The sequence below is a fragment of the Achromobacter sp. HZ34 genome (genome assembly GCF_002209485.1).
Lineage (GTDB): Bacteria > Pseudomonadota > Gammaproteobacteria > Burkholderiales > Burkholderiaceae_B > Bordetella_C.
Map to the genome: position 1 here is coordinate 1,522,101 of NZ_NJIX01000001.1, position 24,164 is coordinate 1,546,264.

Genomic DNA, 24,164 nt, shown 5'->3' on the forward strand with positions numbered 1-24,164 from the left:
CGATGCGCCCGGGCCGGTTTTGGCTGCCTGTCCTGCGACGCGTCGTTCAGTGCATGGGTGAACTTTAGCGCCGCCGGATTTATTGATAAATATCGAATAAGCTAAATGACTATCCATGGCCATGTACAATCTTGGCGGCAGGTGGTTTTTTCCTTGCAGGCAGCGGAACCGAGGACGAGGCTCGAATGGATCAGTTATTGGCAATGCGCGCGTTCGCCCGCGTGGTGGAAGCAGGCAGCTTCACCCGGGCGGCGGATTCCCTGGACATGCCCAACGCGACCATGAGCAAGCTGGTGCAGGATCTGGAGGCGCACCTGGGAACGCGCCTGCTGCAGCGGACCACGCGGCGGGTGACGGTGACGCCCGAGGGTCAGGACTACTACGCCAAGGCCACGCGCGTGCTGCGCGATATCGAAGACATCGACACGTCGTTCAACGTGGCGCGCGGCAAACCGCGCGGGCATCTGCGCATCGACGTCGGTGGCTCCACCGCGCGCGACGTGCTGATTCCGCTGCTGCCGGATTTCCTTGGCCGCTATCCGGACATCCGCATCGACCTGGGGGTATCGGACCGCGCGGTGGACCTGATCGGCGATAACGTCGACTGCGTCATCCGTGGCGGCCCGCTCGACAATTCGTCGCTGGTCGCGCGGCATATCGGCGATGCCAGCATGGTCACGTGCGCGACGCCGGGCTATCTGAAGCAATTCGGCGTGCCCGCTTATCCGGAGGAGCTGAAGAACGGGCACCGCCTGGTCAGCTATGTCTCGACGCAGAACGGCCGCGCCATGCCCTTCCGGTTCCTGCGCGACGGCGAGCGCAGCGAGATCAAGATCGATCACCGCATCGGCATCAACGAGAGCAATGCCCACACGGCGGCCGCCGTGGCCGGCATAGGGATCATCCAGACCTTCACCTATGCGGTGGATGCGGCGCTCAAGGACGGCACGCTGGTGGAGATCCTGAAAAAATGGCGCCCGCCGGCCTACCCTTTCCATGTGGTGTACCCGCAGAACCGCTACGTGACGCACCGGCTGCGGGTCTTCATCGACTGGCTGGTGGAGAGCTTTCCCGGCAAGGTGCGCGGGACGGCGCGCCGGTGATCCGGCCACCGCGCGATTTGGTAAGGCAAGGGTCTTTAGAAAAAAAAGGGTTTTTTATAAAACCCCTTTGAAAAAATCCTTGCTCGATCCGAAACGGCGGGATGGGTCAGGCGGTGGCCAAGGCCTGGGTGTCGAACTGGGTTGCGAAGGCCGCGCTGGGGCGCGCTACGCAACGGTCGACCCAGGCGTCGATCAGCGGGTCGCCCGGCTTGCCCGCCCAGGCATAGGCCGAATGCACCAGCAGATCGGCCGCCGTGCACGTGTCGCCCAGCAGGAAGTCACGGCCCGTCAACGCGTCCCGCAGCCGCGCTTCGGCCTCGGTCTTGGTACGGAAGGTACGCACCAGCGCGGGATGTTGGAGGTTGGCGTAGCCCAGGGTGATGAGCGGTTCCAGCACGCCGGCATACCAGGCGAACCAGCTGAGATAGGCGCCGCGCCGAGGATCGTCGAGCGGGATGCCGAGGCCGGTCTTGGGAAAGCGATCGGCCAGGTATTGCATGATCGCCGCCGACTCCCAGATCTGCTGGCCGTCTTCCACCAGCAGCGGCACCTTGCCGTCTGGATGCGGGTTGCGCGGATCGCGCGCGCCGGAGCCGTCCAGGCGCTCGATGGTGACGATCTTTACCTCGACGTCGTCCAGCGCGTCCAACTCATGAAGCAGCCCAAGCACACGGGTGGAACGGCTGCGAGGGGAATGGAAAAACGTCAGCACGGTAAGCTCCTTGAATGGTTGGTCGAGGCAGGTAATATAGCCAGCGCTACTGCCAGTTTCTGTCAGTAGTGAGCGACAGATTGGCCTGGCTCGACTGCGGACCAGCCCCACATCGGAGAGAAACAGCGTGGACGGAATGCTCAAGGAGGTGGAACTTGCGTATGACAACGCCAAGGAGGGCCGGTGGGACCGGGTCATGGCCGGATGGGAGCAATTCCCCGTCCTCGCTCGTCGCTGCAGCCGCTACCGCAAGCCTTCATCCGGCTGGACCTTCCTGCATCAGGCCGCTTATTTCGGTGACGAGGCAGCGAGCCGGCTCCTGATCCGCTGGGGCGCACGGATAGGACATGTAGCAGGCATCGCCGCCGACACCGGCGGCAACGGCGGCAGTGGCAACAGCTGCGCCAGCCAGACCCCAGCGGATGTCGCTGAAGAACGTGGCCATGCCGCTCTCGCAAGCTTGCTGCGCGCGGCCAATCTGGACGACCGGAAACTCTATGCCGCCCCGACCGATGACGACCTGCTACCCAGTAGTTGCCACTGGGACGAAGCCGCCGAGCGCCGCGCGGCGGAACCCATGCTGGTCAGCTACGGCGGCGGCATCGTCAAGATCCCCAAGGGCTCCCGCCATTTCGTCGACGCCTTCGACCGCACCCTGATCGGCTGGCACGGCACCTTCGACCCGCCGCTCGACATGGGCGGATACCCTGCTGTCGGCATCCGATAATCGCCTCGTGTTGGCCCCGCTCCAAAGCCCCGCGGAGGTGCTTACGCGGGTGGCGTGGCGAACAACTTTAGAAAATCAGGATCGTTGAGCAATTTGCCTATCAGTGCCTGAAAAATGGACGATGCTTGCGTAAGACCGTCTTGGACTGCCAACACCCCGATGAACTGCACATCCCAGGATCTGTGCACGTCCAGCTCTTGTCGTAGACGACCTGACCTGCCTGCTGAACCGTGATGCGAGCGCTTGCGTCCGCTTTACCGTCTCTGATTTCGGCGGAAGTCAGCGTGGGAACAATGGTAGTGTCCGCCATCGCATCGAAATTCCCAGAGGTCGTCAGTTCCGCACGCACCGCATCCACTAGATAATCGGACCACGACTGTTCGCCCGGTGCAGCGATCTTCACCACCCGAACAGAAGCGTGTGTGCCCAAGGCCCCACTTGTCGCCGCGTTGACCTTCGCACGCGCCGTTGGAGGCAGGCGGTTGAGAGCGATCTGGTTGGCAAGGCCAACTTGATACGGTGGTGCTTGTTGCGTGACGCACCCCGAGAGCAAAAGCGTAGAAACCAGCGGATAAACCGCCGCGGCCTTTGCGTGGCGTAAAACCGAACGCAGTTTTTTCATTGTTGAGCCAAGTCAGATCCGTCATCGATTTCTTGGAGTGCCTTACCTAGCAGTTGGGCAACGACGGTCCGCACGGCTTGGTCCAGGCTGAGCGGCCTGAGTCCAGGCGGCCCTGCCTTATTGCCCACAGTCGACTGGATCGACAGAGAGAAAGCTTCATCTACGCCGAGTCCCTCGCCTGTGACCCGGGGCGGATAATCAATGCGCGGCGGCGCCCTGCTCAGGCACAGGATTCAAGCCGCCCAGGCGGCAATATCCAGCACCGCGTCGGTGAACGCCCGCGGCGCTTCCTGCGGCAGGTTGTGGCCGGCGTTCGCCACGACGCGATTTTCGTGGCGTCCGGTGAAGCGCCGCGCGCCCGCTGCCCTGCCGCCCGGCGGCGACACGCCATCCGTGGCGCCTTCCAGCGTGATCGTGGGCACGGTGATGGGCGGCATGGCGGCAAGGCGGCGCTCGATATCGTCGAACAGGGGATCGCCCTCGACCAGTCCGAAACGATGCCGGTAAGAGTGGACGACCACGTCGACGAAATCGGGGTTGTCGAAGGCGACGGCGGAACGCGCGTAGGTGGCGTCGTCGAAGGGCCAGGTGGGCGACCATAGCGACCACAGGAGGCGGCAGAACTCGCGTCGGTTTTCCGTCAGTCCGGCGCGGCCGCGGTCGCTGTGCAGGTAGTACTGGTACCACATGCGCAGTTCTTTTTCGGGACTGGCCGGCCGCCCCGCCTTGGCGATGTCCTGGATGTTGTAGCCGTTCACCGAAACCAGCCCGCGTGCCCGCGCCGGATCCAGCGCCGCCACGATGCATGCCGCCCGGCCGCCCCAGTCATAGCCGCCCAGGACGGCCTGATCGATTTGCAGCGCATCGAGCAGCGACAACAGATCCGCCCCCAGCGCCGCCTGCTGCCCCGAACGCAGGGTCGTGGGCGCCAGGAAACGCGTCGGCCCATAGCCCCGCAGATACGGCGCGATGACGCGCGCGCCCTGCGAGGCCAAGGCCGGCGTCACTTCATCGTAGGCATGGATGTCGTAAGGAAACCCATGCAGCAGCACCACCGGCCATCCGTCGGGCGGGCCTTGCTCGTCATACGCAATGTCGAGCTGGTGGCAGGCGATATTCTTGAGCATGAAGGCCTTCTCCAAAGCATTGCAATGTGCGCGCCGTGCACGCTGGTCGTCCAGGAATTCGAACACGAATCACGCCGCCAGTTCGGGCTGCGCGATCTCGATCACCCATGCCACGAAGGCCTTCACCGCGGCGGTGGCGCGGGCTTGCGGATAGACGATGGAAATCGGCACGGGAGCGCAGCGAGCGTCCGCCAGCACTTCCCGCAGCCGCCCGCTGCGCAGATAAATCGACGCGGCCAGTGCGGACAGCTGGATCAGGCCCAGCCCTTCCAGGCCGCAGTGCAGGTAGGCCTCGGTCTCGTTGAGAGCATAGCGGCTGGCATAGGTCATCGCCACCTCCTGGCCATCGATGCGGAAGCGCCAGTCCAAAGGGCGCCCGGTCGCGTTGGACAGATAGTTGACCACGCGGTGCCTGGCCAAGGCGTCGACGGTATCCGGCTCGCCGAAGCGGGCCAGGTACTTGGGCGACGCGCAAGTCAGCCAGGCCATCTGGCCCAGCGGGCGCGCCACCAGGGTGGAATCCGCCAAGGCGCCGCTACGGATCGCACAATCGATGCCCTCGTAGATCAGGTCCGCCGGCCGGTCACTCAAACCCAACACGACTTCGATGTCGGGGTAGCGCGCCTCGAATTCGAGCAGCCGGGGAATCACGATCGCACGGCCGATGAGACCCGGCATATCCACGCGCACGCGTCCACGCGGCGCCTGGTTGGTGGCGGACAGGTCGTGTTCGGCCTGCGCGATATCGGCAAGAATGGCGTGGCAGGCCGCCAGATAACGCTCACCCGCGTCGGTCAGGCTCAGGCTGCGGGTGCTGCGGCGAAGCAAAGCCGTGCCCAGATGAGATTCCAGGTTCTTGACCGTCGTCGTTACCGACGAACGCGGCATCCCGAGCGACTGCGCGGCCTTGCTGAAGCTGCGCGCCTGGACGACCCGTACGAACGTCGCCATCGCGTGAAGTTTGTCCATGGATCCTGTCTGCCTGTCGTACTTGCTTGCGGGAATGCCTTCGCGCCTGCGCCCTATTCGACACGAAGCGCCTGATGTTATCAACCCGCCCCGTTCAAGCGCCTGGCTTCCCGTGCATTGTGCATTCACGCGCGGCGAACAATGGCGAAGGCACGCGCCCCTACACTGGAAATCACACAGGGGGCGCGCTTTCAAGCCGTGAGCGCATCGCGCGGCGCCCCATTACGCAAACACGTATATCTGGGCGAGACCCTTCATGATGAACGACAAAGCAATCCTGGTCCTGGGCGCGGGCCAACTCGGCATGGCCGTGCTGCGCCACCTGGCGGCACGCGCGCGACAGGGTGCCGGCGTTACCCTCTCGGTGCTGTTGCGCGCCGCGACCATCGCTTCCAGCGATCCGGCCAAGCAACAGGACCTGGCGGACCTGGACGCCCTGGGCGTGCGCATCGTCCAAGGTGACCTGGCCGCGCTATCCAGCGCCGAACTGGCCGCCAGCTTCGGCCGCTTCGACACGGTAATTTCATGCACGGGTTTCGTCGGCGGGCCGGGCGTGCAACGCAAGATCGCGCGTGCCGCCCTGGATGGTGGGGTCGGACGCTTCATCCCGTGGCAGTTCGGCGTGGATTATGACGTCATCGGCCGGGGCAGCCCGCAGGACCTGTTCGACGAACAGCTGGACGTACGAGACATGTTGCGGGCGCAGGAAAGGACCGAATGGATCATCATATCCACGGGCATGTTCACCAGCTTCCTGTTTGAACCCGCATTCGGCGTGGTCGACCTGGCGGCCAATACCGTGAACGCGCTAGGAAGTTTGGACACCGCCGTCACGCTGACGACAGCCGACGACATCGGCGCCTTGACGGCCGACATCCTGTTCGCCGAGCCGCGCATCGTCAACGACGTGGTGCACATCGCGGGCGACACCGTCACCTACGGCGAGATCGCGGACGCCCTGGATCGCGTTCGCGGCGTCAAGGTGCGGCGCCACGTATGGACCGTGCCGGCGCTGAAAGACCAACTGGCTGCCGATCCCGACAATTCCATGCGTAAATACCGCGCCGTCTTCGCCGAAGGGCGCGGCGTCGCCTGGGACCAGAAGCAGACGTTCAACGCAAGGCGCGGCATCGCCGTGTGCGGCTTGGACCAATGGCTGGACGACCACGCAACGGCGTTCGGCTAACGCTACTCCACCGCCTGGAACATCGTTCGCTTGGTGTTGCGAAACGACGGCCGGACGCGGTCGCTCCAGGAGCTGGCGCGCACGGCCAGCCATGGGGGGCTGCCGAAGGTTTCGCGGGTGTGCAGGTCGTAGCAGGCGTGATAGCGCGGCGCTGCTTCGCACAGATAACGACGCGCGCGCACGGAGCCCGGAACCGAGGCCAGGCCGGGCAGATGCTCTTCCTCGTACCAGGCGTTGAAGTCCTGCTCCGCTTCAGCCAGCACATCCGTTTCCACCACGTAGTGCCACGGCGCCGGCTGGCCCGCCGACGCGCCCGCACGGTCTGTCGTCAGGCGCAGGACGCGCACCGCCACCTGCGGATACAGGCGGCCGGCCACCGCGCGCAAGGCCGCCAGGCTGCGATCGGCGATCTGCTCGTCGGGATGCAGATACACATAGGTCTCCGCGTGCTCCACCGCGCTGTACGCATGCACCTTGGCCGTGCCCGCGCCGGCGTCCATGGCGATCTGCTGGCGCAAGGCTTGCAGATCCGCTCCGCCCAGGCGCCGGCCTTCCAGGCGCAACAACAAAATCTCCGTCATGCCTGTCCTCTCTCAATGCCCTATCCGCAAGGCGGACAGAAAACGCGACACCATGTTGTAGGCCGCCACCGTGGCCGCCAGTTCCACCATGCCCTGCTCGCCCAGGGACGGCGCCAGCGCATCGTAGCAGGCGTCGCTGACGTCGATATCGCGCGTCATGGCGTCCGTGAACGCCACCACGTCACGTTCCTGCGCGGTCAGGCCCGCGATGTCCACGGGCGCACGTTCGGTGCGCAAGGCCTCGACCAAAGCGTCATCCATGCCCGCCTTCAAGGCATGCGGCACATGCGCCTCGAACTCATAAGGCGCACGATTGAGCACCGCCACGCGCAGGATGACCAGCTCGCGCAGGCGCGGCGACAGGCCGATGCGATTGCGTATGGCGGTCAGCATGGCCTCCCACCCCTGCACCACCGCCGGGCTGTTCAACAGCACTTGATATAGCGGCGAAATGCGGCCGCGCTCGGCCATGATGCGCGCTTCCATTTCCGCCAGTTCCGGCCGCGTTCCCGGCACCACCGGCGCGACGCGCGGTCCTTTATGAGTATCTGCCATGTCTCAATCCACCTTGATGTTCTTGCGTTGAATCAGGTCCGTCCACTTCTTGCGGTCACTGGCGATCAAGTCCGCCAGTTCCTGCGGCGAAGTCGGCGCGGGTTCGGCGCCGAAGCCTTGCAGCTTCTTGTTCGCCTCCGGGTTGGCCAGGGCGGCACGCACCGCGGCATTGAGTTTATTGACGATCTCCGGGGGCGTGCCAGCCGGCGCCAGCAAACCATACCAGTTGTTCGACTCGACGTTGGGGACGCCCTGCTCGGCCAAGGTCTTGACGTTGGGCAGCACCGCCAGGCGCGCCGGCGCGGCAACGCCCAGGGCCTTGAGTTTGCCACCCTGGATATGCGCGATGAGCCCGGGCACGTCGCCGAAAAAGCCCGCCACCTGATTGCCCATCAGGTCGTTGATCACCGGCGCGGCGCCCTTGTAAGGCACGTGCAGCAGGTTGGCCTTGCTGGCATCGGTGAACATCTCCAGCGCCAGATGGGGAATGCTGCCGACGCCCGACGAACCGATGGCCACCGGTTGCGACGCGGTCTTCGAACGGGCGACGAAATCCGCCGCATCGGTGGCCGGGTTGGCCGGGTTCACCACCAGCACGGTGGCGTTGTTGACCACGCGCGAGACCGGCGCGAAATCCTTCACCGGGTCATAAGGCAGGCTTTGATACAGCGCCGGGCTGATGGACACCGCGCCGACGCTGGTGAGGAACAGCACGCTGCCATCGCGCGGCCCCTTGGCGACATAGGCCGCGCCGATATTGCCGTTGGCGCCGGGCTTGTTCTCGACGATCACAGATTGGTGCAGCTCGCGTGTCAGCTGTTCCGCCAGCACGCGGCCCACCAGGTCCACCGGGCCGCCTGGGGGAAAAGCCACGATGAGGCGGACGGGACCGTCGGCCGAGGCGCTACCGCAGGCGGCCAGCGCCAACACGCCGACGGCGAAAATTCGTTTGAACATGGCAAGTCTCCTTTGAATTCTTTTCTTTGTATGCATGACACGCGGGCAGGCACCACGCCTGGCCGCGGATCCCGGTCAGAAGCCGTACAGGCGCGCCGGGTTGTCGACCAGGATGCGTTGCCGTGCAGCGGCATCCGGCACGGCCTGGAAGAACAGGTCGACCAACTCACCGTCGTCGGGCATGTCGCCCACCACGTTGGGATGCGGCCAATCGGTCCCCCACAGCACGCGGTCCGGCATGGCCTGGACCAGCGCGCCCACGAAAGGCAGGCTTTCCGCGTAGGGACGCTTGCCCAGGCTGATGCGATCCACGCCCGACACCTTGACCCAGGCCTGCGCCACATCCGCCAGGCGCAGCAGCCCCTGGAACGCGGGCTGGTCCAGCCCGTCGCCGGCTCGCACGCGCCCCATGTGGTCCACCACGAAAGGCAGCGGCAGTTTGCGCAACGTTGGCAGCAGCGCGGTCAGGGCCGGTCCGTCGACATGCAGGCAGACGTGCCAGCCGAAGGCGGCCACCTGCCGGACGATACGGTCGAAGACCTCGGGCGCCGGCGGCTTGCCCAGGTGCGCGACGAAGTTGAAGCGGGCGGCGCGGATGCCACCGGCGTGCAGCGCCTCGATCTGCGCATCGGTGGCGCCGGCGCCCAGCAGGCCGACGCCGCGATAACGGCCCTGGCTGCGGGCGATGGCATCGAGCAGCGCCCCGTGGTCGGCGCCATGGCAGGCGGCCTGCACGATCACGGCGCGCTCCACGCCCAGGTGACGGTGCAGTGCGGCCAGCTTCTCGTAGGGCGCGTCAGGCGGCGTGTACGACCGCTGCTCGGCGTAGGGAAACACCGACGCCGGGCCGAAGATATGGCAATGGCTGTCGCAGGTCAGTGGCGGTAGAACGTTGCGTGGACGTGAGGGCGTGTCCAGCGGGGGCAGGCAATCCGGCATGTGTATCTATGTCTCGAATTCGTTTTCGCGGTCTTGTCATGACATGGTGATGCAAAGCCGAAATCGAAACAACGCTATATCTTTGATTTCTGATATAGCAGAATTCGATATCTTGGTGAGTTGGAGGGTAGCGCCTCGCGGCGCGGGAAAGAAGGGGGGCCGGGGCGGCCCCTCCGGCCCCCTCCCTTTGGCCCTGCCCCTATCCTCGATTCTTCCGCCTGTCCCTGATCCCGGCACCTGATCCCTACCGCCTACCACCTACCACCTGTCCCCCGCCACCTACCACCTACCACCTTCCACCTACCACCTACCACCTTCCACCTTCCACCTTCCACCTTCCACCTTCCACCTTCCACCTTCCCCTTTCTTCTTTCCACCTTTCACCTCCACCTTCCCCGTCATCTTCATCGTCATGGATCTGCGTCAGATCGAATACTTCGTCCGGGTGGCCGAACATCGCAGTTTCTCCCGCGCGGCCGGGCAGTTGGCGGTGTCGCAGCCTTCTCTCAGCCGCCAGGTCGGCCTGCTGGAACAGGAACTAGGCCAGCATCTGCTCTACCGCAACGGCCGCGGCGTGGAGCCCACCGAAGCGGGCCTGCGCTTCCTGGAACATGCGCGCGCCCTGCTGGCGCTGGCCGAGCGCGCCAAGGAAGACCTGCGCAGCATGGGCGACACCCCCAGCGGCAAGCTGATCCTGGGCCTGCCGCCGCGCATCGCCCTGGTCCTGACACCACCGCTGGTGCGGGCCTTTCACCAGGCTTTTCCCGACGCGTCCATCACGGTGGCCGAAGGCCTCAGCGTGCAGGTGCGCGAATGGCTGCTGGCCGGCCGGGTGGACCTGGCCATGCTCTACGATCCGCCGCCCTCGCCCCAACTGACCTATGAATCGCTGTTTCGCGAGGAACTGGTGCTGGCGGCAGCCCGCGTCCATCGCCCCGACCTGCCGGCCCGCGTCACCGTGGCGCAGCTGCGCGACTACCCCTTGATCCTGCCATCGGCGCCCAATGCCATCCGCGCCCTGGTGGAAAGCGTCTGCCGCGCGCATGGCGTCCATCTGCGGGTGATCGCCGAAGTCGACGCCGTGCATACCCTCGTCGAGCTGGCCAACCAGGGCCCCGCCTGCGCCATCCTGCCGCGTTCGGCGGTGCGCGGCCCCGAGCCGCAGCCCGACCTGGCCGTGGCCAGCATCGTCGCCCCCCGCATCCTCAACGACCTCGTCCTGGCCAGCCCACGCCATCGGCCCGCCACCCGCCTTGCCAGCGCCACGGCCACGCTGCTGCGCGGCCTGGACCTGGCTGCCGCGTTCCAGGGACGCGCCGCGCCCTGACCCCACGCTGGATTGTGTGGCACCGGTGCCGAGCCGCCCACGCGCCGCCGGAGCCGAGCCAGCCCGCGTTGCGCCTGAGCCAAGCCACCCCGCGCGGCGCCTGAGCCACGCCAGCCCGCGCGCCGCCGGAGCCAAGGCAGCCCGCGTGGCGCCGGCCGCAAGTCCCGGCCGGCAGGGCCGGACACACGCCCGCTGCCCAAGGCGCCCAAACGCGATAAAATCCCCGGTTTCGTCCTTTACCTAGCTGATACGCAATGGCAACGATCCTCCAGCACATCCCCACCGGCCAGAAGGTCGGCATCGCGTTCTCCGGCGGCCTGGATACCAGCGCCGCGCTCCATTGGATGCGTGAAAAAGGCGCGGTGCCCTATGCGTACACCGCCAATCTGGGCCAGCCCGACGAACCCGATTACGACGACATCCCGCGCCGTGCCATGCAGTACGGCGCCGAGAAGGCCGTCCTGGTGGACTGCCGCCAGCAACTGGCCGCCGAAGGCATCGCGGCCCTGCAGAGCGGCGCTTTCCACATCACGACGGCCGGCGTCACCTACTTCAACACCACGCCCATCGGCCGCGCCGTGACCGGCACCATGCTGGTGGCCGCCATGAAGGAAGACAACGTCAACATCTGGGGCGACGGCAGCACCTTCAAGGGCAATGACATCGAGCGTTTCTACCGCTACGGCCTGCTCACCAATCCGGACCTGAAGATCTACAAGCCCTGGCTGGACCAGACCTTCATCGACGAACTGGGCGGCCGTGCCGAAATGTCGGCGTACATGAACCAGGCCGGTTTCGAATACAAGATGTCGGCGGAAAAGGCTTACTCGACCGATTCGAACATGCTGGGCGCGACCCACGAAGCCAAGGACCTGGAGCACCTGAACTCCGGCATCAAGATCGTCCAGCCCATCATGGGCGTGGCGTTCTGGCGCGATGACGTCGAGGTCAAGCGCGAAGAGGTGCGCGTGCGCTTCGAGGAAGGCCGTCCGGTCGCCCTGAACGGCGTCGAGTACACGGACCTGGTCGAACTGCTGCTGGAAGCCAACCGCATCGGCGGGCGCCACGGCCTGGGCATGAGCGACCAGATCGAGAACCGCATCATCGAGGCCAAGAGCCGCGGCATCTACGAAGCCCCCGGGCTGGCGCTGCTGTTCATCGCCTACGAGCGCCTGGTCACCGGCATCCACAACGAAGACACCATCGAGCAGTACCGCGAGAACGGCCGCAAGCTGGGCCGCCTGCTCTACCAGGGCCGCTGGTTCGACCCGCAAGCCATGATGCTGCGCGAAACCGCCCAGCGCTGGGTGGCCCGCGCCATCACCGGTGAAGTCACCGTCGAACTGCGTCGCGGCAATGACTATTCCATCCTCAACACCGAATCGGCCAACCTGACCTACAAGCCGGAACGCCTGACGATGGAAAAGGGCGAATCGATGTTCTCGCCGGCGGACCGCATCGGCCAGCTGACCATGCGCAACCTGGACATCATCGACACCCGCGAGAAGCTGATCACCTATGTGAAGACCGGCCTGCTGGCCCCGGCCGCTGGCGCCGCCCTGCCGCAGATCAAGGAAAAATAAGCCCCACGTTTTCCGCGCTTCAAAAGAAAAACGCCCGTCAGTTGATCAGGGCGTTTTTCTTTTCCTACAACTCTACCTGCATCCCCATCTCCACCACGCGGTTGGGCGGGATCTTGAAGAACTTGGTGCTACGCGTCGAATTGCGCGCCATGAAGGCGAACAGGGCGCGGCGCCAGCGCCGCATGGCCGGCCGCTTCGACGACACTACGGTCTGGCGCGACAGATAGAAGGACGTGCGCATCGGCTCCAGGTCCAGCTCCGGCGACGACTCGGCGATTTCGCGCAACACTTCCGGCACGTCGGGCTCTTCCTTGAAGCCGTAGGTCACCTCGGCCTGCCAGCTGGACGCACTGAGCTTGGTCAAGGTGAAACGCTCTTCCTCGGACAGCACGAAAGGCACATCGGCGCTGCGTATGGTGAGGAACAGCACATGATCGTGCAGCACCTTGTTGTGCTTCAGGTTATGCAGCAGCGCCGGCGGCACGTAGCCCGGGCTCATGGTCATGAATATGGCCGTGCCATGCACGCGCGCCGGCGGATACGCCTCCAGCTGCTCCATGAATTCCTTCAGCGGCTGGCGATCGCGCTGTTGCAGGCCGCCCAGCAGATAGCGCCCGCGCCGCCATGTGACCATCAGCGTGGCCACGACGATGCCCACCATCAGCGGCAACCAGCCGCCCTCATGCACCTTCAGGGCGTTGGCGGAGAACAGCAGCAGGTCGAAGACCAGCAGGAAACCCAGCACCACCGACCACATGATGCGCTTGGCGCCAGCATTCAGGCGCATGGTCAGGGAAAACAGCAGCACCGACGTGGTCAGCATCGTGCCCGTCACGGCGAAGCCATAGGCCGCCGCCAGGTTGTCCGAACTGCGGAAGACCAGCACCAGCACCATCACCGCGGCCAGCAGCAGCGCGTTGACCTGCGGCAGGTAGATCTGCCCTTTTTCCACCACCGACGTATGCAGGATTTCCATGCGGGGCCAATAGCCCAGTTGCACTGCCTGGCGCGTCATCGAGTACGCGCCGGATATCACCGCCTGCGACGCCACCACGGTGGCCACGGTGGCCAGCGCCACCAGGGGCGCGACGAACCAGTCCGGTGCCATCAGGAAAAAAGGATTCTTGATCGCGCCCGGATCGCGCAGCAGCAGCGCGCCCTGGCCGAAATAGCACAGCGTCAGCGACGGCGCCACCATCCAGAACCAGGCACGGCGGATGGCGCTGCGGCCGAAGTGGCCCATGTCCGCGTACAGCGCCTCCGCGCCGGTCAAGGCCAGCACCACGGAGCCCAGCAGCACGAAGCTGGCGCCCGGAGACTCGATGACGAAGCGCACGGCCCAAATGGGATCCAGGGCCTGAAGGATCGCGGGCGTCTGTACGATCTGGTATCCACCCAGCACCGCCAGGGTGCCGAACCACAGCGCCATCACAGGCGCGAACAGCTTGCCCATCGTGCCCGTACCGCGCGACTGGATCATGAACAGGGCAATCAGCACGACCATGGAAATCGGCACCACCCAATGCTCCAGGCGGTGCGACACCACGCTGATGCCTTCCAGCGCCGAAAGAACCGAGATCGCCGGCGTGATCATGCTGTCGCCGTAGAACAGCGCCGCGCCGAAGATCGCCAGCATGATGAGAAAAGTGCGCACCCGCCCGGTGCGTCCGCGGATGGCCAGCTCCAGCAGCGCCAGCGTGCCGCCCTCACCCCGGTTGTCCGCGCGCAAAACCAGGGTCACGTACTTGAACGAAACCACCAGCATCAACATCCAGAACAGGATGGACAGCACGCCCAGGACGTGGCCGGGCTGCAGGTCGCCGTAACCGGTCAGGCAGGCACGCAAGGTATACAGCGGGCTGGTGCCGATGTCGCCATACACCACGCCCAACGCGCCCATGATCAGCGCGGCCTTGGAGGATGGTGCATGCGTCACCGGGCCCTTGGCCGCGGTTGCGGTGCTTGAAGTCATACCTGTTTATCGTGTCGGGTCAGTTGCGCGCCCTTGCGCGGGCCGGGAAACACCACCGACAGGCGGGTACCCGGATATTCAGGCCGGCTGGTGAGTTTCCACCAGGCGCCGTGTGCGTGGGCGATCTCGCGCACGATGGCCAGGCCCAATCCAGAACCGCCCGCCGTGGCCGACGGCGAACGATAAAACGCTTCGAACACGCGATCCTGGTCTTCCATGGGAATTCCGGGTCCGTCGTCCATCACCGTCAACGAAGGCGGATTGCTGCCTACATTCAGGGTGATGCACCCGCCGGGATTACCGTAACGCATGGCGTTGTCGATCAGATTACCCAGCAGCTCATCCAGCAACAAGGGATCGGCATCGATCCAGACCGATTCCTCCGGCGCCACCAGGTCCAATTGGACCTGCGCCGCCCGCGTGCGCGGAATCCACTCGGCGCCGCTGGCCCGCACCCAGTCGCACAGGTCGATCCGCTGGAAACTGTCCTGCGGCCTGGCGTTAGGGTCGGCACGCGCCAGTACCAGCAACTGCTGGCCCAGGCGGATCATGCGATCGCTGACAGCCTTGATCCGTTCCGCGCGCGCACGCACGTCATCGGGCAGCGGCCGCGACAGCATCAGTTCGGATTCCAGACGCAGGCCGCTCAGCGGGGTGCGCAATTGGTGTGCCGCGTGGCCGATGAAACGGCGCTGGGCCGCCAGCGAGGAATCGAGGCGGGCCAGCAGGTCATTGGTGTGCAGTACCAGCGGTTCCATCTCGGCCGGCACCCCCGCCACTTCCAGCGGCTGCATATCGTCGATGGAACGCTGGCGGATTTCTTCGGACAGCAGGTTGACCGAGCGCAGTCCGGAGCGCACACCGTGCACCACCACCCAGGCGAAAGCCACCATCAGGATGACCTGCCCAACCACCATCAGCCAGAAGAAATCCTCCAGCATCCAGATGGCAAGGTCGATTTTGTGGGTGATGACCCAGGTGGCTGCGAGGTCCAGCAGCACCAGCAGGAGAATGGCCGGCAGCAGGCGCACCACCAGATGGCGGGCCAGCGAGCCGGCGGGCAGCAGCCCGCGGCGGGTCACGGCCGCGGCGGGGCTCAGCCCTGCCGGCGGTTCCGTTGCATTGTCCCGCTGAGCGTGATCGAGCGGGTCGATGGAGGCCATCGCCGGTCAGGCCGAGGGGGCCGCTTCCACATCCAGCAGATAGCCGAAGCCGCGTACCGTCTGGATGCTGGCGCCGGTGCCTTCCAGGCGCTTGCGCAGGCGATACACATAGACCTCGACCGCGTTTTCGCTGAAGTCCGCATCCCAGGCGGACAGCGAATTGACGATTTGCCGTTTGGTGACCACGCGGCCGACCCGTGCCATCAGCATTTCCAGCACGGACAGTTCGCGCACCGACAGGGCCAGGCGTTCGCCGTTGACCCGCACTTCCCGGCCAACCGTGTCGAACACCAGGGGACCGACTTCGATGAGCGGCTGCGCCTGCCCACTGCGGCGACGGGCGAAGGCGCGGGCGCGCGCCGCCAGTTCCGGCAGGTCGAAAGGCTTGGTGACGTAGTCGTCGGCGCCGGCGTCCAAGCCCGCTACGCGGTCTTCGATGCCGTCACGGGCGGTGAGGATAAGGACGGGAACCTGATTACCGTCCAGCCGTAGCTGGCGCAGCACATCGAGGCCGCTCATGCCGGGCAGGTTGAGATCCAGGAGTAGAAGGTCATAGGGTTGACCGGCCAAGGCGCCCAGCACCTTGTCGCCTTCAGTCAGCCAGTCGACCGCATACCCCTGGTCCGCCAGGAATTCCTGGAGCGCGTGGCCCAGGGTGGTGTCATCTTCGATTACGAGTACTCGCATGGCGCGATTCTAGCGCGATCCAGCTTGCAACGACATGACGTGCTCAACCTCGCAACAAATTTTTTACGACAGGGAGGATGTGGCCCCAAAAACGACAAGGCCCCGCGATCTCGCCGATCGCAGGGCCTTGTTCGAGGTCTGCCCCCTGGGTGCGCCCGCTGGGTCTGCCCCCAATTACTTGGCGGGTGCGGCTGCCGGCGGGATGGCCGGTTGTCCGGCTGCCGGGGTGGTGACGAAGCCGATGCGGCCCAGGCCGGAGCGGCGGGCCGACGCCATCACCTTGGCCAGGGTCTCGTAACGCGTGTTCAGATCGGCACGGATACGGATCTCGGGTTGCGGCTTCTTGCCGGCCTCGGCGGCGAAACGCCCCTGCAGGTCGTCAAGGAAAACCGGTTTCTCGTCCCAGAACAGCTGGCCCTTGTCGTCGATGGCCAGGTCGATCACCTTGGGATCTTCCTGCACCTGCTCGGCGCTGACCTGCGGCATATTGATACGGATGGAGTGCGCCAGCAGCGGCGCCGTGATGATGAAGATCACCAGCAGCACCAGCATCACGTCGATCAGCGGCACCATGTTGATCTCGGACATCGCATGGCTGCCCGAGCCCTTGTTGTCGAAACCGCCAAAGGCCATTTATTCGCTCCCGCGGGAATTCGCGTTGGGCACACCGGCCGAACGGCGCAGCGCGCGTACCTTGCCGTCGGACAGGGCCACTTGCTGGCCAGTCATCAGGAAGGCGAACAGGTCGTGCGCGAAGGCATCCAGGCGCGACAGGAACACCCGGTTGTTACGCACGAACATGTTATAGGCCAACACGGCGGGAATTGCCACCGCCAGGCCCAGGCCGGTCATGATCAGCGACTCGCCCACCGGGCCGGCGATGCGGTTGATGGTCATGCCATCGGACATGCCGATACCCACCAGCGCGTGGTACACGCCCCACACCGTCCCGAACAGACCGACGAAAGGCGCGGTGGAACCGACCGACGCCAGCACCGTCAGGCCGTTTTCCAGCTTGGCGGTTTCCTCGTCCATGACCTTGCGCATGGTGCGGGTGACGAATTCGCCGTTCGAGCCGGTTTCTTCCAGCTTGGTGGCGCCGTACTTGGCATGGTGGGCCCGCGCGTGCATGGCATGGCTGGACAGATGCGAGAAAGGATCGCGCGCGCCGTGCGTGGAGATTTCGTTCTCGACCTGCTCCAGCGAGCTGGCATTCCAGAACTTGTTGAGGAATTCGCGCGAGCGCTTGCGCAACCACACGTTGCTGATGGCCTTGACGATGATCAGGTACCACGTGATCACCGACATCACCAGCAGGATGATGAACAGTGCCTTGCCGACGCCGTCGGCCTGCGCAATGAAGTGCATGATGCCCATGTCGGGTGCGGGCACGGGCGGCGTGGGCAGCGCGGCACTGGCCTGCTGGACGGCGTTGGCCGCCTGTTGAACGGCGTTGGCGGCGGCCGGCAAGGCGGCGGCGCCCTGTTGCGCGGCGCCCGGCGCCGCTGGCGCGGCGGGGGTCGCCTGCGCCAACAGCATGGCGGCAAGGTCAAGAACGTTGGACATGTCAGTTCCTCATGTTGAAATCGAACGGGATCCGGGCCTGCACGGTGTAGGCCACGCCGTTGCGTGTATACGGTTTGAAGTGGACCCGGCGCAACGCATCGAGCGCGGACTGGTCCAGGCGCGGATAGCCGGACGACTGCACCACAGTCGCCTTCTCTATCGTGCCGTCGGTATTGATCACTACCAGCACCATGACGCGGCCCTCTTCGCGGTTGCGGCGCGAGGAGTCCGGATAGACCGGGCGCGGACCGCGGCCGTCGTAGGCGACGTTCGAGACCAGCTCGGGCTGGTCTGGCGGCGGACCTTGTGTCGGCGCCTGCGGCTTGCTGTCGCCCTGCGGCGTACCCGAAGGCGGCGTGGCGGGGGGCGGCGGCGTCTCCACCGGCTTGACCGGCTCAGGCTTCTTGGGCTGCGGCTTGGGCTGGGGTTTGGGTTTCGGCTTGGGCTTGGGCTTGGGCGCGGGTTCCGGCGGCTTCTCGATCACCGGTTCCGGCTCGGGCTCGGGTTCCGGCTTGACGTCGGGGGTCGGGTCGGGCTTGGTGTCGGGCGGCGGTGTTTCTTCCGGCGGCGGCGGAGGCGGCGGTTCTTCCACCGGCGGCGTGGGCGTTTCCGGCGTGGGCTCGGCCTTGGCCATTTGCGGCACAGGTGCCTCCACCACGCTCACCATGATGGGCGCATCCTGCGGCAGTTCCAGCTTTGTATCGTCGTTGACGAACAGGGCTAATGCCACGCCCACATGCAGAAGTCCTACCGCCACGCCGGCGCCTATGCGCAAGGCTGGAGAAATCGAAGAGGATGTTGACCAACCGCGTTTAACGCTGGGCATGAATCAGCCGGGAAACAATATCTATACGCACCCCGTGAGGAAAAACACAACCCGGGGCGAATGGAGCCCAAGAATATATAAGAAATAGGAATTATTCGCAAATCGATTCAGAATGTTCTTGAATCGACTGCAACATGCGACCGAACGCGCCGAATTCGCCTTCGCCGCTGGATGGCTCCGGCTGGATGGCTCCGGCTGGATGGCTCCGGCTGGATGGCCCTGGCTGGATGGCCCCGGCTGGATGGCCCCGGCTGGGTGGGACCGGGTCGGCACCGGCCAAACCGCCGCGCCAGGCGCTGGCGTTTGGCGTTTGGCGTTTGGCGTTGGCGCACGTCTTGTCAGTACTTCCTGTCGATACTTCTCATTCAGCCGCCGTGCGATGCAACGATGAAGGGGCGCAGGCGTTCAAGGTCCGGCGTCACGCCGAGCCCCGGCGCATCGGACAGCGTCACCTGCCCTGCCCTGACCGCATAGCCTTCCGGCAACAGCCAATCGCGCAGGGCATTGGGATTGGAATCCACCTCCACGTAGCCGACACCGCCCACCGCGGCCTTCAGGTGCATGGACGCGGTCAGCCCGACGCCCCCGCCCAGCCAGTGCGGGCAGAACGTACGCCCACGCTGCACTACGTCGCGCGCAACGTCCAGGCAGGCGGTAATGCCGCCCCACTTCCCCAGATCAGGCTGGATCACCGACATGCCGCCTTCTTTCATCGCCGCGACGAAGGACTCCGCGCCACGCAGGTTCTCGCCGCCGGCGATGGGCAAAGGCGCGTCGGCCGTCAGCGCACGCCACACCGGCCAGGGCGTGTCGGCTGGCAAGGGTTCCTCCAGCCACGCGACGCCGTGGGCCGCCAGACGACCCGCCATCTGCGCTGCCTGCCGCGGCGACCAGGCCTGGTTCGCGTCCACCATCAGCGTGGCGTCGCTGCCCATGGTCCGGCGCAGGGCCTGCACATTGGCCTCGTCGCGCTGGTCGCCAAAGCCGACCTTCAGCTTGAATGCGGTATAGCCCTCGCGCGCCTTCGCTTCGGCGACGCGTTCCGGCTGGTCGGGATTGATGCCCGAGGTATACACATTGATGTTCGGCTGGCCGCCCAGCAGTTGCCAGAGCGGCAGCCCGGCACGGCGGGCCAGCATGTCCCAGATGGCGGTATCCACGCCGGCCACCGCCTGGGCCAGCGGCCCGGGCTCGCCGGACTGTATCGCCAGGATGCGCAGGCCTTCGCTCAAGGTGTCGAAACACGCCCGCGGCGACGCCCAGGCCCGGCCCGACACCAGCGGCATGACGCAACTGTCCAACAGCCGCGCGCGATGCTCGGCCCCCACGGCAGGAAAATTGCACCATACTTCGCCCCATCCCTGGACGCCGTCCGCACCGGTGACGCGCACCAGCGCGGCGGGCCGGTCATGCATGACACCGAAGGAAGTGCGTACCGGCGGCTCGGCGGGCACGCGCAAGACGAAAGTTTCCAGGCTAGTGATTTCGAAGGCGTAGTCGTGGTCCATGGCGGGAATGTCGTCCAGAAAATCCGTTTTAAATCTTAAAGTACAGAATACTATACTTAGGTATGTCCACACATCCCAAGGCAATTCCGCATAGCCCGATCCCCCGTTACGTGGCCGTGGCGGATCAATTGCGCAAGCGCATCGCCAATGGCGAGTGGCCCGCCGGCCATTGCCTGCCTTCGCTGCAGCAACTTGCCGAGGCATTCGGCGTGGCCAGGCTGACCGCGCGGCAAGCCGTACAACTGCTGGTTGCCGAGGGCCGTCTCAGCAGCCACCGAGGCCAGGGCACGTACGTGACCGAGGATGCCCCGCCCATCCGCACGGCACCGCTCGCCAGTTCGTTGCGCGAACTGGGCGACACGTATCGGGACCTGGAACCCATCATCCTGGCGATCGACGAAAACCCGCGTCCGCTGCCCCTGGCGGAAACCGGTCTCGATGAGGGCTATGTCTACATGCGCCGGCTGCACATGCACGAGGGCCGGCCCTACTGCCTGATTTCGCTATATGTCGCGCAATCCGTTTTCGCACTGTGCCCGCAGCGTTTCAAGGACCGGGCCGTGGTGCTGGTCTTGCTGGAACAGCCGGAGGTGGACATTGCCCGGGCGCATCAAACCTTGACCATCGGCACGGCCGACGCCGAGACGGCTTCGTTCCTGCGGATATCCAAGGATGCACCCACCGCGGAGGTACGGCGGGTCTTTCGCCGTCCCGACGGCGAGGTGCTCTATTACGCCGAGGTGACCTACCGCGGCGACGCCATCCGGCTGGAGATCGACCTCAAGCCCTGAGGCTGTGCGGGCCGCAACCGGCTTCTACACCGCCATCGCGCTGCTCGCGCGGGCTACCAATTCGCAAGGCACGTCCTGCCGCAACGCCACGCCTTCGGTCGACGCAACGCCCGGAATCAGGCGCAGGACCATCTGCGCGGCCGCCGTGCCGATGGCATAGGGATCCGGACGCACGGTGGTCAAGGCAGGCGACAGCAGCGGCCCCAGCAGCGCGTCGCCGTAGCCGGCCACGCCGCAGTCGCGCGGCACCGCCACGCCGTAAGCCGGCGCGCGCAACAAGGCCGCCATCGCCATATTGTCATTGGCGAAGGCCAGGGCGCGGGGGCGCGAGGCGGGCGCTTCGGCGGCGAACGCCGCGATGGCGGCCTCGCCCGCGGCGAAGTCATCCGCGACGGTGGCGCGCACGCACTGCACGTCGCCCGCGGCTGCGCGCATGGCCAGTGCGAAGCCCTCGCCCCGGCGGGTGGCGCGGCTATCCTGCGCACTCGCGGGCAACACATAGCGGACGCGCGCCGCGCCTTGTTCAAGGAAATGGCGCGCCACCAGCGCGCCCGCGTCCTGCTGGCGAAAGCCGACCTGGTAGAAAGGCCGGTCCTCCGCCAGATCCCAGGCTTCCACCACCGGTACGCGCGTACCGCGCAGCAAGGCTTCAATATCGGGCGCATGGTCGCCGCGCGTCAGGATCAGCGCGCTGGGATGCCAGCCCAGGAAAGTGCGTATCGCCCGCGCTTCGGCATGCTGCAGGTAGTCGCTGCTGGCCAGCAGCAGTTGCAGGCCCTGGCGGTCCAGCACTTCCGTGATGCCCTGCACGACGCGGGCGAACGTGGGACTGCCGATGTTCTGCATGACGGCGCCCACCACGCCGCTCTTGGACGACGCCAGGCGGCGCGCCACTTGGCTGGGCACATAGCCGGTCTGCGCGATGACTTCGCGCAGGCGCTCGCGCACGCCCTCCGACACCAGCTCGGGCGCATTGAAATAACGGGACACGGTGACCACCGACACCTGCGCCAGGCGGGCAATGTCGCGATTGGTGGTCGCCAGCAGCTTGGGGCGCGCGCCGCGGCGGCGGGCTGCATTGTCGTCCGGCGCGTCGGCGTTCATGGAAATCCCGGGATGGCCGCGCTGCGTCCAGGACGCAAGGCGATGGATTGACGGAGGGCGAGGAGGAATAATACACTTTTGCCATGGAACCGGTTCCATATTGAGTTCTACACGGCTGTGATAGCGGCTTTTCCTTTTGGTCCATGCGGACCGGCGGCTCACCGCGATGATGGCCACGACGACGTCGGCACCAGGCGCTGGCGTTTTTTTCGAAGCGCTGATGAAACCGGTTCCATAAGCAAATATCCCAAGCTTATAAGACCGCCCGGGCTTGCCCCTGGCCAATAAAGACAGACGGAGACGACACCCATGCCATCGACAGCCATCGCGCGCGCCTTGCTCACCGGCGCGCTAACCCTGACCGCCAGCGCCATCCTGCCCCACGCCGCGCACGCCAGCTCGGACTACCCGAGCCAGCCCATCACCATCGTGGTGCCCCAGCCCGCGGGCGGCGCCGCGGACCAGTTCGCCCGCCCCTTCGGCCAGGCACTGGGCAAGGCGCTGGGGCAGTCCGTCATCATCCTGAACCGGCCGGGCGCCAACGGCAACATCGCGGCGGCCAACGTGGCGCACATCACCCCGGCCGACGGCTACACGATCTTCTACGGTTCGGTCAGCACGCTGGCCGTGAATCCCCACCTGTACAAGGATGCGGGCTTCGATCCCGTCAAGGATTTCCAGCCGCTGACGCTGACCAACCAGACCCCCAACGTGCTGCTGGTGGGGGCGCAAACGCCCTATCGTTCCGTGGCCGACGTGGTTGCCGCTGCCCGCGCCAAGCCGGGCAGCCTGGCCTTCGGCTCCGCCGGCAATGGCAACACCATGCACCTGGTGGGCCTGCAGTTCCAGGCCAAGGCCGGTGTGCAGCTGATGCACATCCCCTACAAGGGCGGTCCCGCCGCCTTGAATGACGTGCTGGCCGGACAGATTCCGATGATGTTCCACAATCTGTCGGCGGTGATTCCCTTCCACCAATCGGGCAAGGTCCGCGTGCTGGCGGTGGCCGATACCAAGCGCTCGCCGCTGCTGCCCGATGTCCCCACCATGGCCGAGGTTGGCTTGACCGGGGTGGAATCCGTGGCCTGGAGCGGCATGCTGGTGCGTTCCGGCACTCCCGCGCCCATCGTGGAGAAACTGAACGCGGCCATGCGCAAGATTCTCGACGATCCCGCCTTCCGCAAGCCCCTGGAAGCGCAGGGCTTCGAGATCCTGTCGTCCTCGCCCGACGATTTCACGGTCCGCCTGAAAAAGGATTACCAGTCCATGGGTGACGTGATCCGCGCCGGCAACGTACACATCGACTGAGCCGCGGCAACAACAAAGAGAGCCCAACATGCCCTTGCACAACCCCTTCAAGCACGCCCTGAGTGCCGGCCGGCCGCAGATCGGCCTGTGGTCCACCCTGGCGTCGCCTTTCGTCTCAGAACTGATCGCAGGATCGGGCTACGACTGGCTGCTGCTGGACACCGAACACACGCCCAGCGACGTCCCGCTGATGCTGCAGCAGTTGCAGGCCGTCGCGGCCGAGCAGCGCCGGCCCTCCAGCGCCGTGGTGCGCCCCGCCTGGAACGACGCCGTGCTGATCAAGCGCTACCTGGACATCGGCGCGCAGACGCTGCTGCTGCCCTTCGTGCAGAACGCCGAGGAAGCGGCGGCCGCCGTCGCCGCCATGCGTTATCCCCCGCACGGCATCCGCGGCATGGGCGGCACCATGCGTGCCAGCCATTTCGGCCGCGATGCGGACTATGTGCGCGACGCCGACAAGGAACTGTGCCTGCTGGTGCAGGTGGAAACGGAAGAAGCCCTGGACAATATCGAAGCCATCGCGGCGATCGACGGCGTCGACGGCATCTTCGTCGGTCCGGGCGACCTGTCCGCCAGCATGGGCTATCCCGGCGAGATGCAGCACCCCAAGGTCAGCGCCGCCATCGACGACGCCATCCGCCGCATCCGCGCGTGCAACAAGGCGCCGGGCATACTGATGCTGGACGAGAAACGCGCGCGCGCCTGCCTGGAACTGGGCGCCCTGTTCGTCGCCGTGGCCACCGACCAGGTGCTGTTGCGCAAGGCGGCCGACGACGTCGCCGCCCGTTTCGCCCAGCACCGCACGCCCGTCACCGACAGCCAATACTGATCGCCGCATCAAGGAGGACCTCCTC

General features: G+C 65.7%; 24 protein-coding genes. 8 read left to right on the forward strand and 16 right to left on the reverse strand.

Annotation, left to right across the window (positions count from 1 at the left end):
- Positions 1-185: 185 nt before the first annotated feature.
- Positions 186-1,103: a LysR family transcriptional regulator gene (locus CEY05_RS06455; RefSeq protein WP_088596583.1), complete on the forward strand. Its 918-nt coding sequence runs from the start codon at positions 186-188 to the stop codon at positions 1,101-1,103.
- Between the two features lie 106 nt (positions 1,104-1,209).
- Here the strand turns inward: CEY05_RS06455 and CEY05_RS06460 are convergent, their stop codons facing one another.
- Positions 1,210-1,815 carry a glutathione S-transferase family protein gene (locus tag CEY05_RS06460; RefSeq protein WP_088596584.1) on the reverse strand — a complete coding sequence of 202 codons (606 nt, stop codon included), beginning with the start codon at positions 1,813-1,815 and terminating at the stop codon, positions 1,210-1,212.
- 127 nt (positions 1,816-1,942) lie between these two features.
- Between CEY05_RS06460 and CEY05_RS06465 the strand changes: the two genes are divergently transcribed.
- Positions 1,943-2,542, forward strand: coding sequence for a hypothetical protein (locus CEY05_RS06465; protein WP_198952683.1), 600 nt, complete (start codon positions 1,943-1,945; stop codon positions 2,540-2,542).
- A 100-nt stretch (positions 2,543-2,642) separates the two neighbouring features.
- Here the strand turns inward: CEY05_RS06465 and CEY05_RS30830 are convergent, their stop codons facing one another.
- From CEY05_RS30830 to CEY05_RS06475, 3 genes are all read right to left on the reverse strand, one after another.
- Complete coding sequence (locus CEY05_RS30830; RefSeq protein WP_143220291.1) at positions 2,643-3,164, reverse strand: hypothetical protein; 522 nt, start codon at positions 3,162-3,164, stop codon at positions 2,643-2,645.
- 233 nt (positions 3,165-3,397) lie between these two features.
- The gene (locus CEY05_RS06470) at positions 3,398-4,291 is read right to left on the reverse strand and encodes an alpha/beta fold hydrolase (protein WP_088596634.1); all 894 of its coding nucleotides are present in this window, start codon (positions 4,289-4,291) and stop codon (positions 3,398-3,400) included.
- A 69-nt stretch (positions 4,292-4,360) separates the two neighbouring features.
- Positions 4,361-5,260 (reverse strand): LysR family transcriptional regulator, encoded by a 900-nt coding sequence (locus CEY05_RS06475; RefSeq protein ID WP_088596586.1) that lies wholly within the window; start codon positions 5,258-5,260, stop codon positions 4,361-4,363.
- A 256-nt stretch (positions 5,261-5,516) separates the two neighbouring features.
- Between CEY05_RS06475 and CEY05_RS06480 the strand changes: the two genes are divergently transcribed.
- On the forward strand, positions 5,517-6,446 hold the full coding sequence (locus CEY05_RS06480) for an aromatic alcohol reductase (RefSeq protein WP_198952684.1): 930 nt from the start codon (positions 5,517-5,519) through the stop codon (positions 6,444-6,446).
- Between the two features lie 2 nt (positions 6,447-6,448).
- On the opposite strand, the gene CEY05_RS06485 is transcribed toward CEY05_RS06480, so the two are convergent.
- From CEY05_RS06485 to CEY05_RS06500, 4 genes are all read right to left on the reverse strand, one after another.
- A complete protein-coding gene (locus CEY05_RS06485; RefSeq protein WP_369825882.1) occupies positions 6,449-7,027 on the reverse strand; it encodes a hypothetical protein in 579 nt (192 codons plus the stop codon).
- Positions 7,028-7,039: 12 nt separating this feature from the next.
- Complete coding sequence (locus CEY05_RS06490; RefSeq protein WP_088596587.1) at positions 7,040-7,582, reverse strand: carboxymuconolactone decarboxylase family protein; 543 nt, start codon at positions 7,580-7,582, stop codon at positions 7,040-7,042.
- A gap of 3 nt (positions 7,583-7,585) precedes the next feature.
- Positions 7,586-8,539 (reverse strand): tripartite tricarboxylate transporter substrate binding protein, encoded by a 954-nt coding sequence (locus tag CEY05_RS06495; RefSeq protein WP_088596588.1) that lies wholly within the window; start codon positions 8,537-8,539, stop codon positions 7,586-7,588.
- Positions 8,540-8,614: 75 nt separating this feature from the next.
- Positions 8,615-9,478 carry an amidohydrolase gene (locus CEY05_RS06500; protein WP_088596589.1) on the reverse strand — a complete coding sequence of 288 codons (864 nt, stop codon included), beginning with the start codon at positions 9,476-9,478 and terminating at the stop codon, positions 8,615-8,617.
- 412 nt (positions 9,479-9,890) lie between these two features.
- On the opposite strand from CEY05_RS06500, the gene CEY05_RS06510 reads away from it, so the two are divergent.
- Together CEY05_RS06510 and argG are read left to right on the forward strand one after the other, a co-directional pair.
- A complete protein-coding gene (locus CEY05_RS06510) occupies positions 9,891-10,805 on the forward strand; it encodes a LysR family transcriptional regulator (RefSeq protein WP_088596590.1) in 915 nt (304 codons plus the stop codon).
- Positions 10,806-11,059: 254 nt separating this feature from the next.
- Positions 11,060-12,388 carry an argininosuccinate synthase gene (argG, locus tag CEY05_RS06515; protein WP_088596591.1) on the forward strand — a complete coding sequence of 443 codons (1,329 nt, stop codon included), beginning with the start codon at positions 11,060-11,062 and terminating at the stop codon, positions 12,386-12,388.
- A 64-nt stretch (positions 12,389-12,452) separates the two neighbouring features.
- Here the strand turns inward: argG and CEY05_RS06520 are convergent, their stop codons facing one another.
- The 7 genes from CEY05_RS06520 to CEY05_RS06550 all read right to left on the reverse strand — a co-directional run bounded on the left by CEY05_RS06520 (position 12,453) and on the right by CEY05_RS06550 (position 20,110).
- Positions 12,453-14,360, reverse strand: a complete 1,908-nt coding sequence (locus tag CEY05_RS06520; protein ID WP_088596592.1) for a potassium transporter Kup — start codon at positions 14,358-14,360, stop codon at positions 12,453-12,455.
- On the reverse strand, positions 14,357-15,382 hold the full coding sequence (locus CEY05_RS06525) for a HAMP domain-containing sensor histidine kinase (RefSeq protein ID WP_233161410.1): 1,026 nt from the start codon (positions 15,380-15,382) through the stop codon (positions 14,357-14,359). The genes CEY05_RS06520 and CEY05_RS06525 overlap by 4 nt, the downstream gene beginning before the upstream one ends.
- A gap of 147 nt (positions 15,383-15,529) precedes the next feature.
- Positions 15,530-16,210, reverse strand: a complete 681-nt coding sequence (locus CEY05_RS06530) for a response regulator transcription factor (protein ID WP_088596594.1) — start codon at positions 16,208-16,210, stop codon at positions 15,530-15,532.
- Positions 16,211-16,384: 174 nt separating this feature from the next.
- Positions 16,385-16,843, reverse strand: coding sequence for a biopolymer transporter ExbD (locus CEY05_RS06535; RefSeq protein ID WP_088596595.1), 459 nt, complete (start codon positions 16,841-16,843; stop codon positions 16,385-16,387).
- The gene (locus CEY05_RS06540; protein ID WP_088596596.1) at positions 16,844-17,776 is read right to left on the reverse strand and encodes a MotA/TolQ/ExbB proton channel family protein; all 933 of its coding nucleotides are present in this window, start codon (positions 17,774-17,776) and stop codon (positions 16,844-16,846) included.
- A 1-nt stretch (position 17,777) separates the two neighbouring features.
- Positions 17,778-18,602, reverse strand: a complete 825-nt coding sequence (locus CEY05_RS06545; RefSeq protein WP_088596597.1) for an energy transducer TonB — start codon at positions 18,600-18,602, stop codon at positions 17,778-17,780.
- 365 nt (positions 18,603-18,967) lie between these two features.
- Positions 18,968-20,110 carry a mandelate racemase/muconate lactonizing enzyme family protein gene (locus CEY05_RS06550; RefSeq protein ID WP_088601218.1) on the reverse strand — a complete coding sequence of 381 codons (1,143 nt, stop codon included), beginning with the start codon at positions 20,108-20,110 and terminating at the stop codon, positions 18,968-18,970.
- A 62-nt stretch (positions 20,111-20,172) separates the two neighbouring features.
- On the opposite strand from CEY05_RS06550, the gene CEY05_RS06555 reads away from it, so the two are divergent.
- Positions 20,173-20,901 (forward strand): GntR family transcriptional regulator, encoded by a 729-nt coding sequence (locus tag CEY05_RS06555; RefSeq protein WP_088601219.1) that lies wholly within the window; start codon positions 20,173-20,175, stop codon positions 20,899-20,901.
- A gap of 24 nt (positions 20,902-20,925) precedes the next feature.
- On the opposite strand, the gene CEY05_RS06560 is transcribed toward CEY05_RS06555, so the two are convergent.
- Positions 20,926-22,005, reverse strand: a complete 1,080-nt coding sequence (locus CEY05_RS06560) for a LacI family DNA-binding transcriptional regulator (RefSeq protein ID WP_158219264.1) — start codon at positions 22,003-22,005, stop codon at positions 20,926-20,928.
- A gap of 309 nt (positions 22,006-22,314) precedes the next feature.
- On the opposite strand from CEY05_RS06560, the gene CEY05_RS06565 reads away from it, so the two are divergent.
- Both CEY05_RS06565 and CEY05_RS06570 read left to right on the forward strand, forming a co-directional pair.
- A complete protein-coding gene (locus CEY05_RS06565; protein ID WP_088601221.1) occupies positions 22,315-23,310 on the forward strand; it encodes a tripartite tricarboxylate transporter substrate binding protein in 996 nt (331 codons plus the stop codon).
- A gap of 28 nt (positions 23,311-23,338) precedes the next feature.
- Positions 23,339-24,139 carry an aldolase/citrate lyase family protein gene (locus CEY05_RS06570; protein WP_088601222.1) on the forward strand — a complete coding sequence of 267 codons (801 nt, stop codon included), beginning with the start codon at positions 23,339-23,341 and terminating at the stop codon, positions 24,137-24,139.
- Positions 24,140-24,164 lie beyond the last annotated feature (25 nt).

Excerpts from the sequence above, each read along its gene's own strand:
- CEY05_RS06455 (WP_088596583.1), top strand. The coding sequence starts at position 186 with ATGGATCAGTTATTGGCAATGCGCGCGTTCGCCCGCGTGGTGGAAGCA.
- CEY05_RS30830 (WP_143220291.1), bottom strand. The coding sequence starts at position 3,164 with ATGAAAAAACTGCGTTCGGTTTTACGCCACGCAAAGGCCGCGGCGGTT.
- CEY05_RS06470 (WP_088596634.1), bottom strand. The coding sequence starts at position 4,291 with ATGCTCAAGAATATCGCCTGCCACCAGCTCGACATTGCGTATGACGAG.
- CEY05_RS06475 (WP_088596586.1), bottom strand. The coding sequence starts at position 5,260 with ATGGACAAACTTCACGCGATGGCGACGTTCGTACGGGTCGTCCAGGCG.
- CEY05_RS06480 (WP_198952684.1), top strand. The coding sequence starts at position 5,517 with ATGATGAACGACAAAGCAATCCTGGTCCTGGGCGCGGGCCAACTCGGC.
- CEY05_RS06485 (WP_369825882.1), bottom strand. The coding sequence starts at position 7,027 with ATGACGGAGATTTTGTTGTTGCGCCTGGAAGGCCGGCGCCTGGGCGGA.
- CEY05_RS06490 (WP_088596587.1), bottom strand. The coding sequence starts at position 7,582 with ATGGCAGATACTCATAAAGGACCGCGCGTCGCGCCGGTGGTGCCGGGA.
- CEY05_RS06495 (WP_088596588.1), bottom strand. The coding sequence starts at position 8,539 with ATGTTCAAACGAATTTTCGCCGTCGGCGTGTTGGCGCTGGCCGCCTGC.
- CEY05_RS06500 (WP_088596589.1), bottom strand. The coding sequence starts at position 9,478 with ATGCCGGATTGCCTGCCCCCGCTGGACACGCCCTCACGTCCACGCAAC.
- CEY05_RS06510 (WP_088596590.1), top strand. The coding sequence starts at position 9,891 with ATGGATCTGCGTCAGATCGAATACTTCGTCCGGGTGGCCGAACATCGC.
- argG (WP_088596591.1), top strand. The coding sequence starts at position 11,060 with ATGGCAACGATCCTCCAGCACATCCCCACCGGCCAGAAGGTCGGCATC.
- CEY05_RS06520 (WP_088596592.1), bottom strand. The coding sequence starts at position 14,360 with ATGACTTCAAGCACCGCAACCGCGGCCAAGGGCCCGGTGACGCATGCA.
- CEY05_RS06530 (WP_088596594.1), bottom strand. The coding sequence starts at position 16,210 with ATGCGAGTACTCGTAATCGAAGATGACACCACCCTGGGCCACGCGCTC.
- CEY05_RS06535 (WP_088596595.1), bottom strand. The coding sequence starts at position 16,843 with ATGGCCTTTGGCGGTTTCGACAACAAGGGCTCGGGCAGCCATGCGATG.
- CEY05_RS06540 (WP_088596596.1), bottom strand. The coding sequence starts at position 17,776 with ATGTCCAACGTTCTTGACCTTGCCGCCATGCTGTTGGCGCAGGCGACC.
- CEY05_RS06545 (WP_088596597.1), bottom strand. The coding sequence starts at position 18,602 with ATGCCCAGCGTTAAACGCGGTTGGTCAACATCCTCTTCGATTTCTCCA.
- CEY05_RS06550 (WP_088601218.1), bottom strand. The coding sequence starts at position 20,110 with ATGGACCACGACTACGCCTTCGAAATCACTAGCCTGGAAACTTTCGTC.
- CEY05_RS06555 (WP_088601219.1), top strand. The coding sequence starts at position 20,173 with ATGTCCACACATCCCAAGGCAATTCCGCATAGCCCGATCCCCCGTTAC.
- CEY05_RS06560 (WP_158219264.1), bottom strand. The coding sequence starts at position 22,005 with ATGAACGCCGACGCGCCGGACGACAATGCAGCCCGCCGCCGCGGCGCG.
- CEY05_RS06565 (WP_088601221.1), top strand. The coding sequence starts at position 22,315 with ATGCCATCGACAGCCATCGCGCGCGCCTTGCTCACCGGCGCGCTAACC.
- CEY05_RS06570 (WP_088601222.1), top strand. The coding sequence starts at position 23,339 with ATGCCCTTGCACAACCCCTTCAAGCACGCCCTGAGTGCCGGCCGGCCG.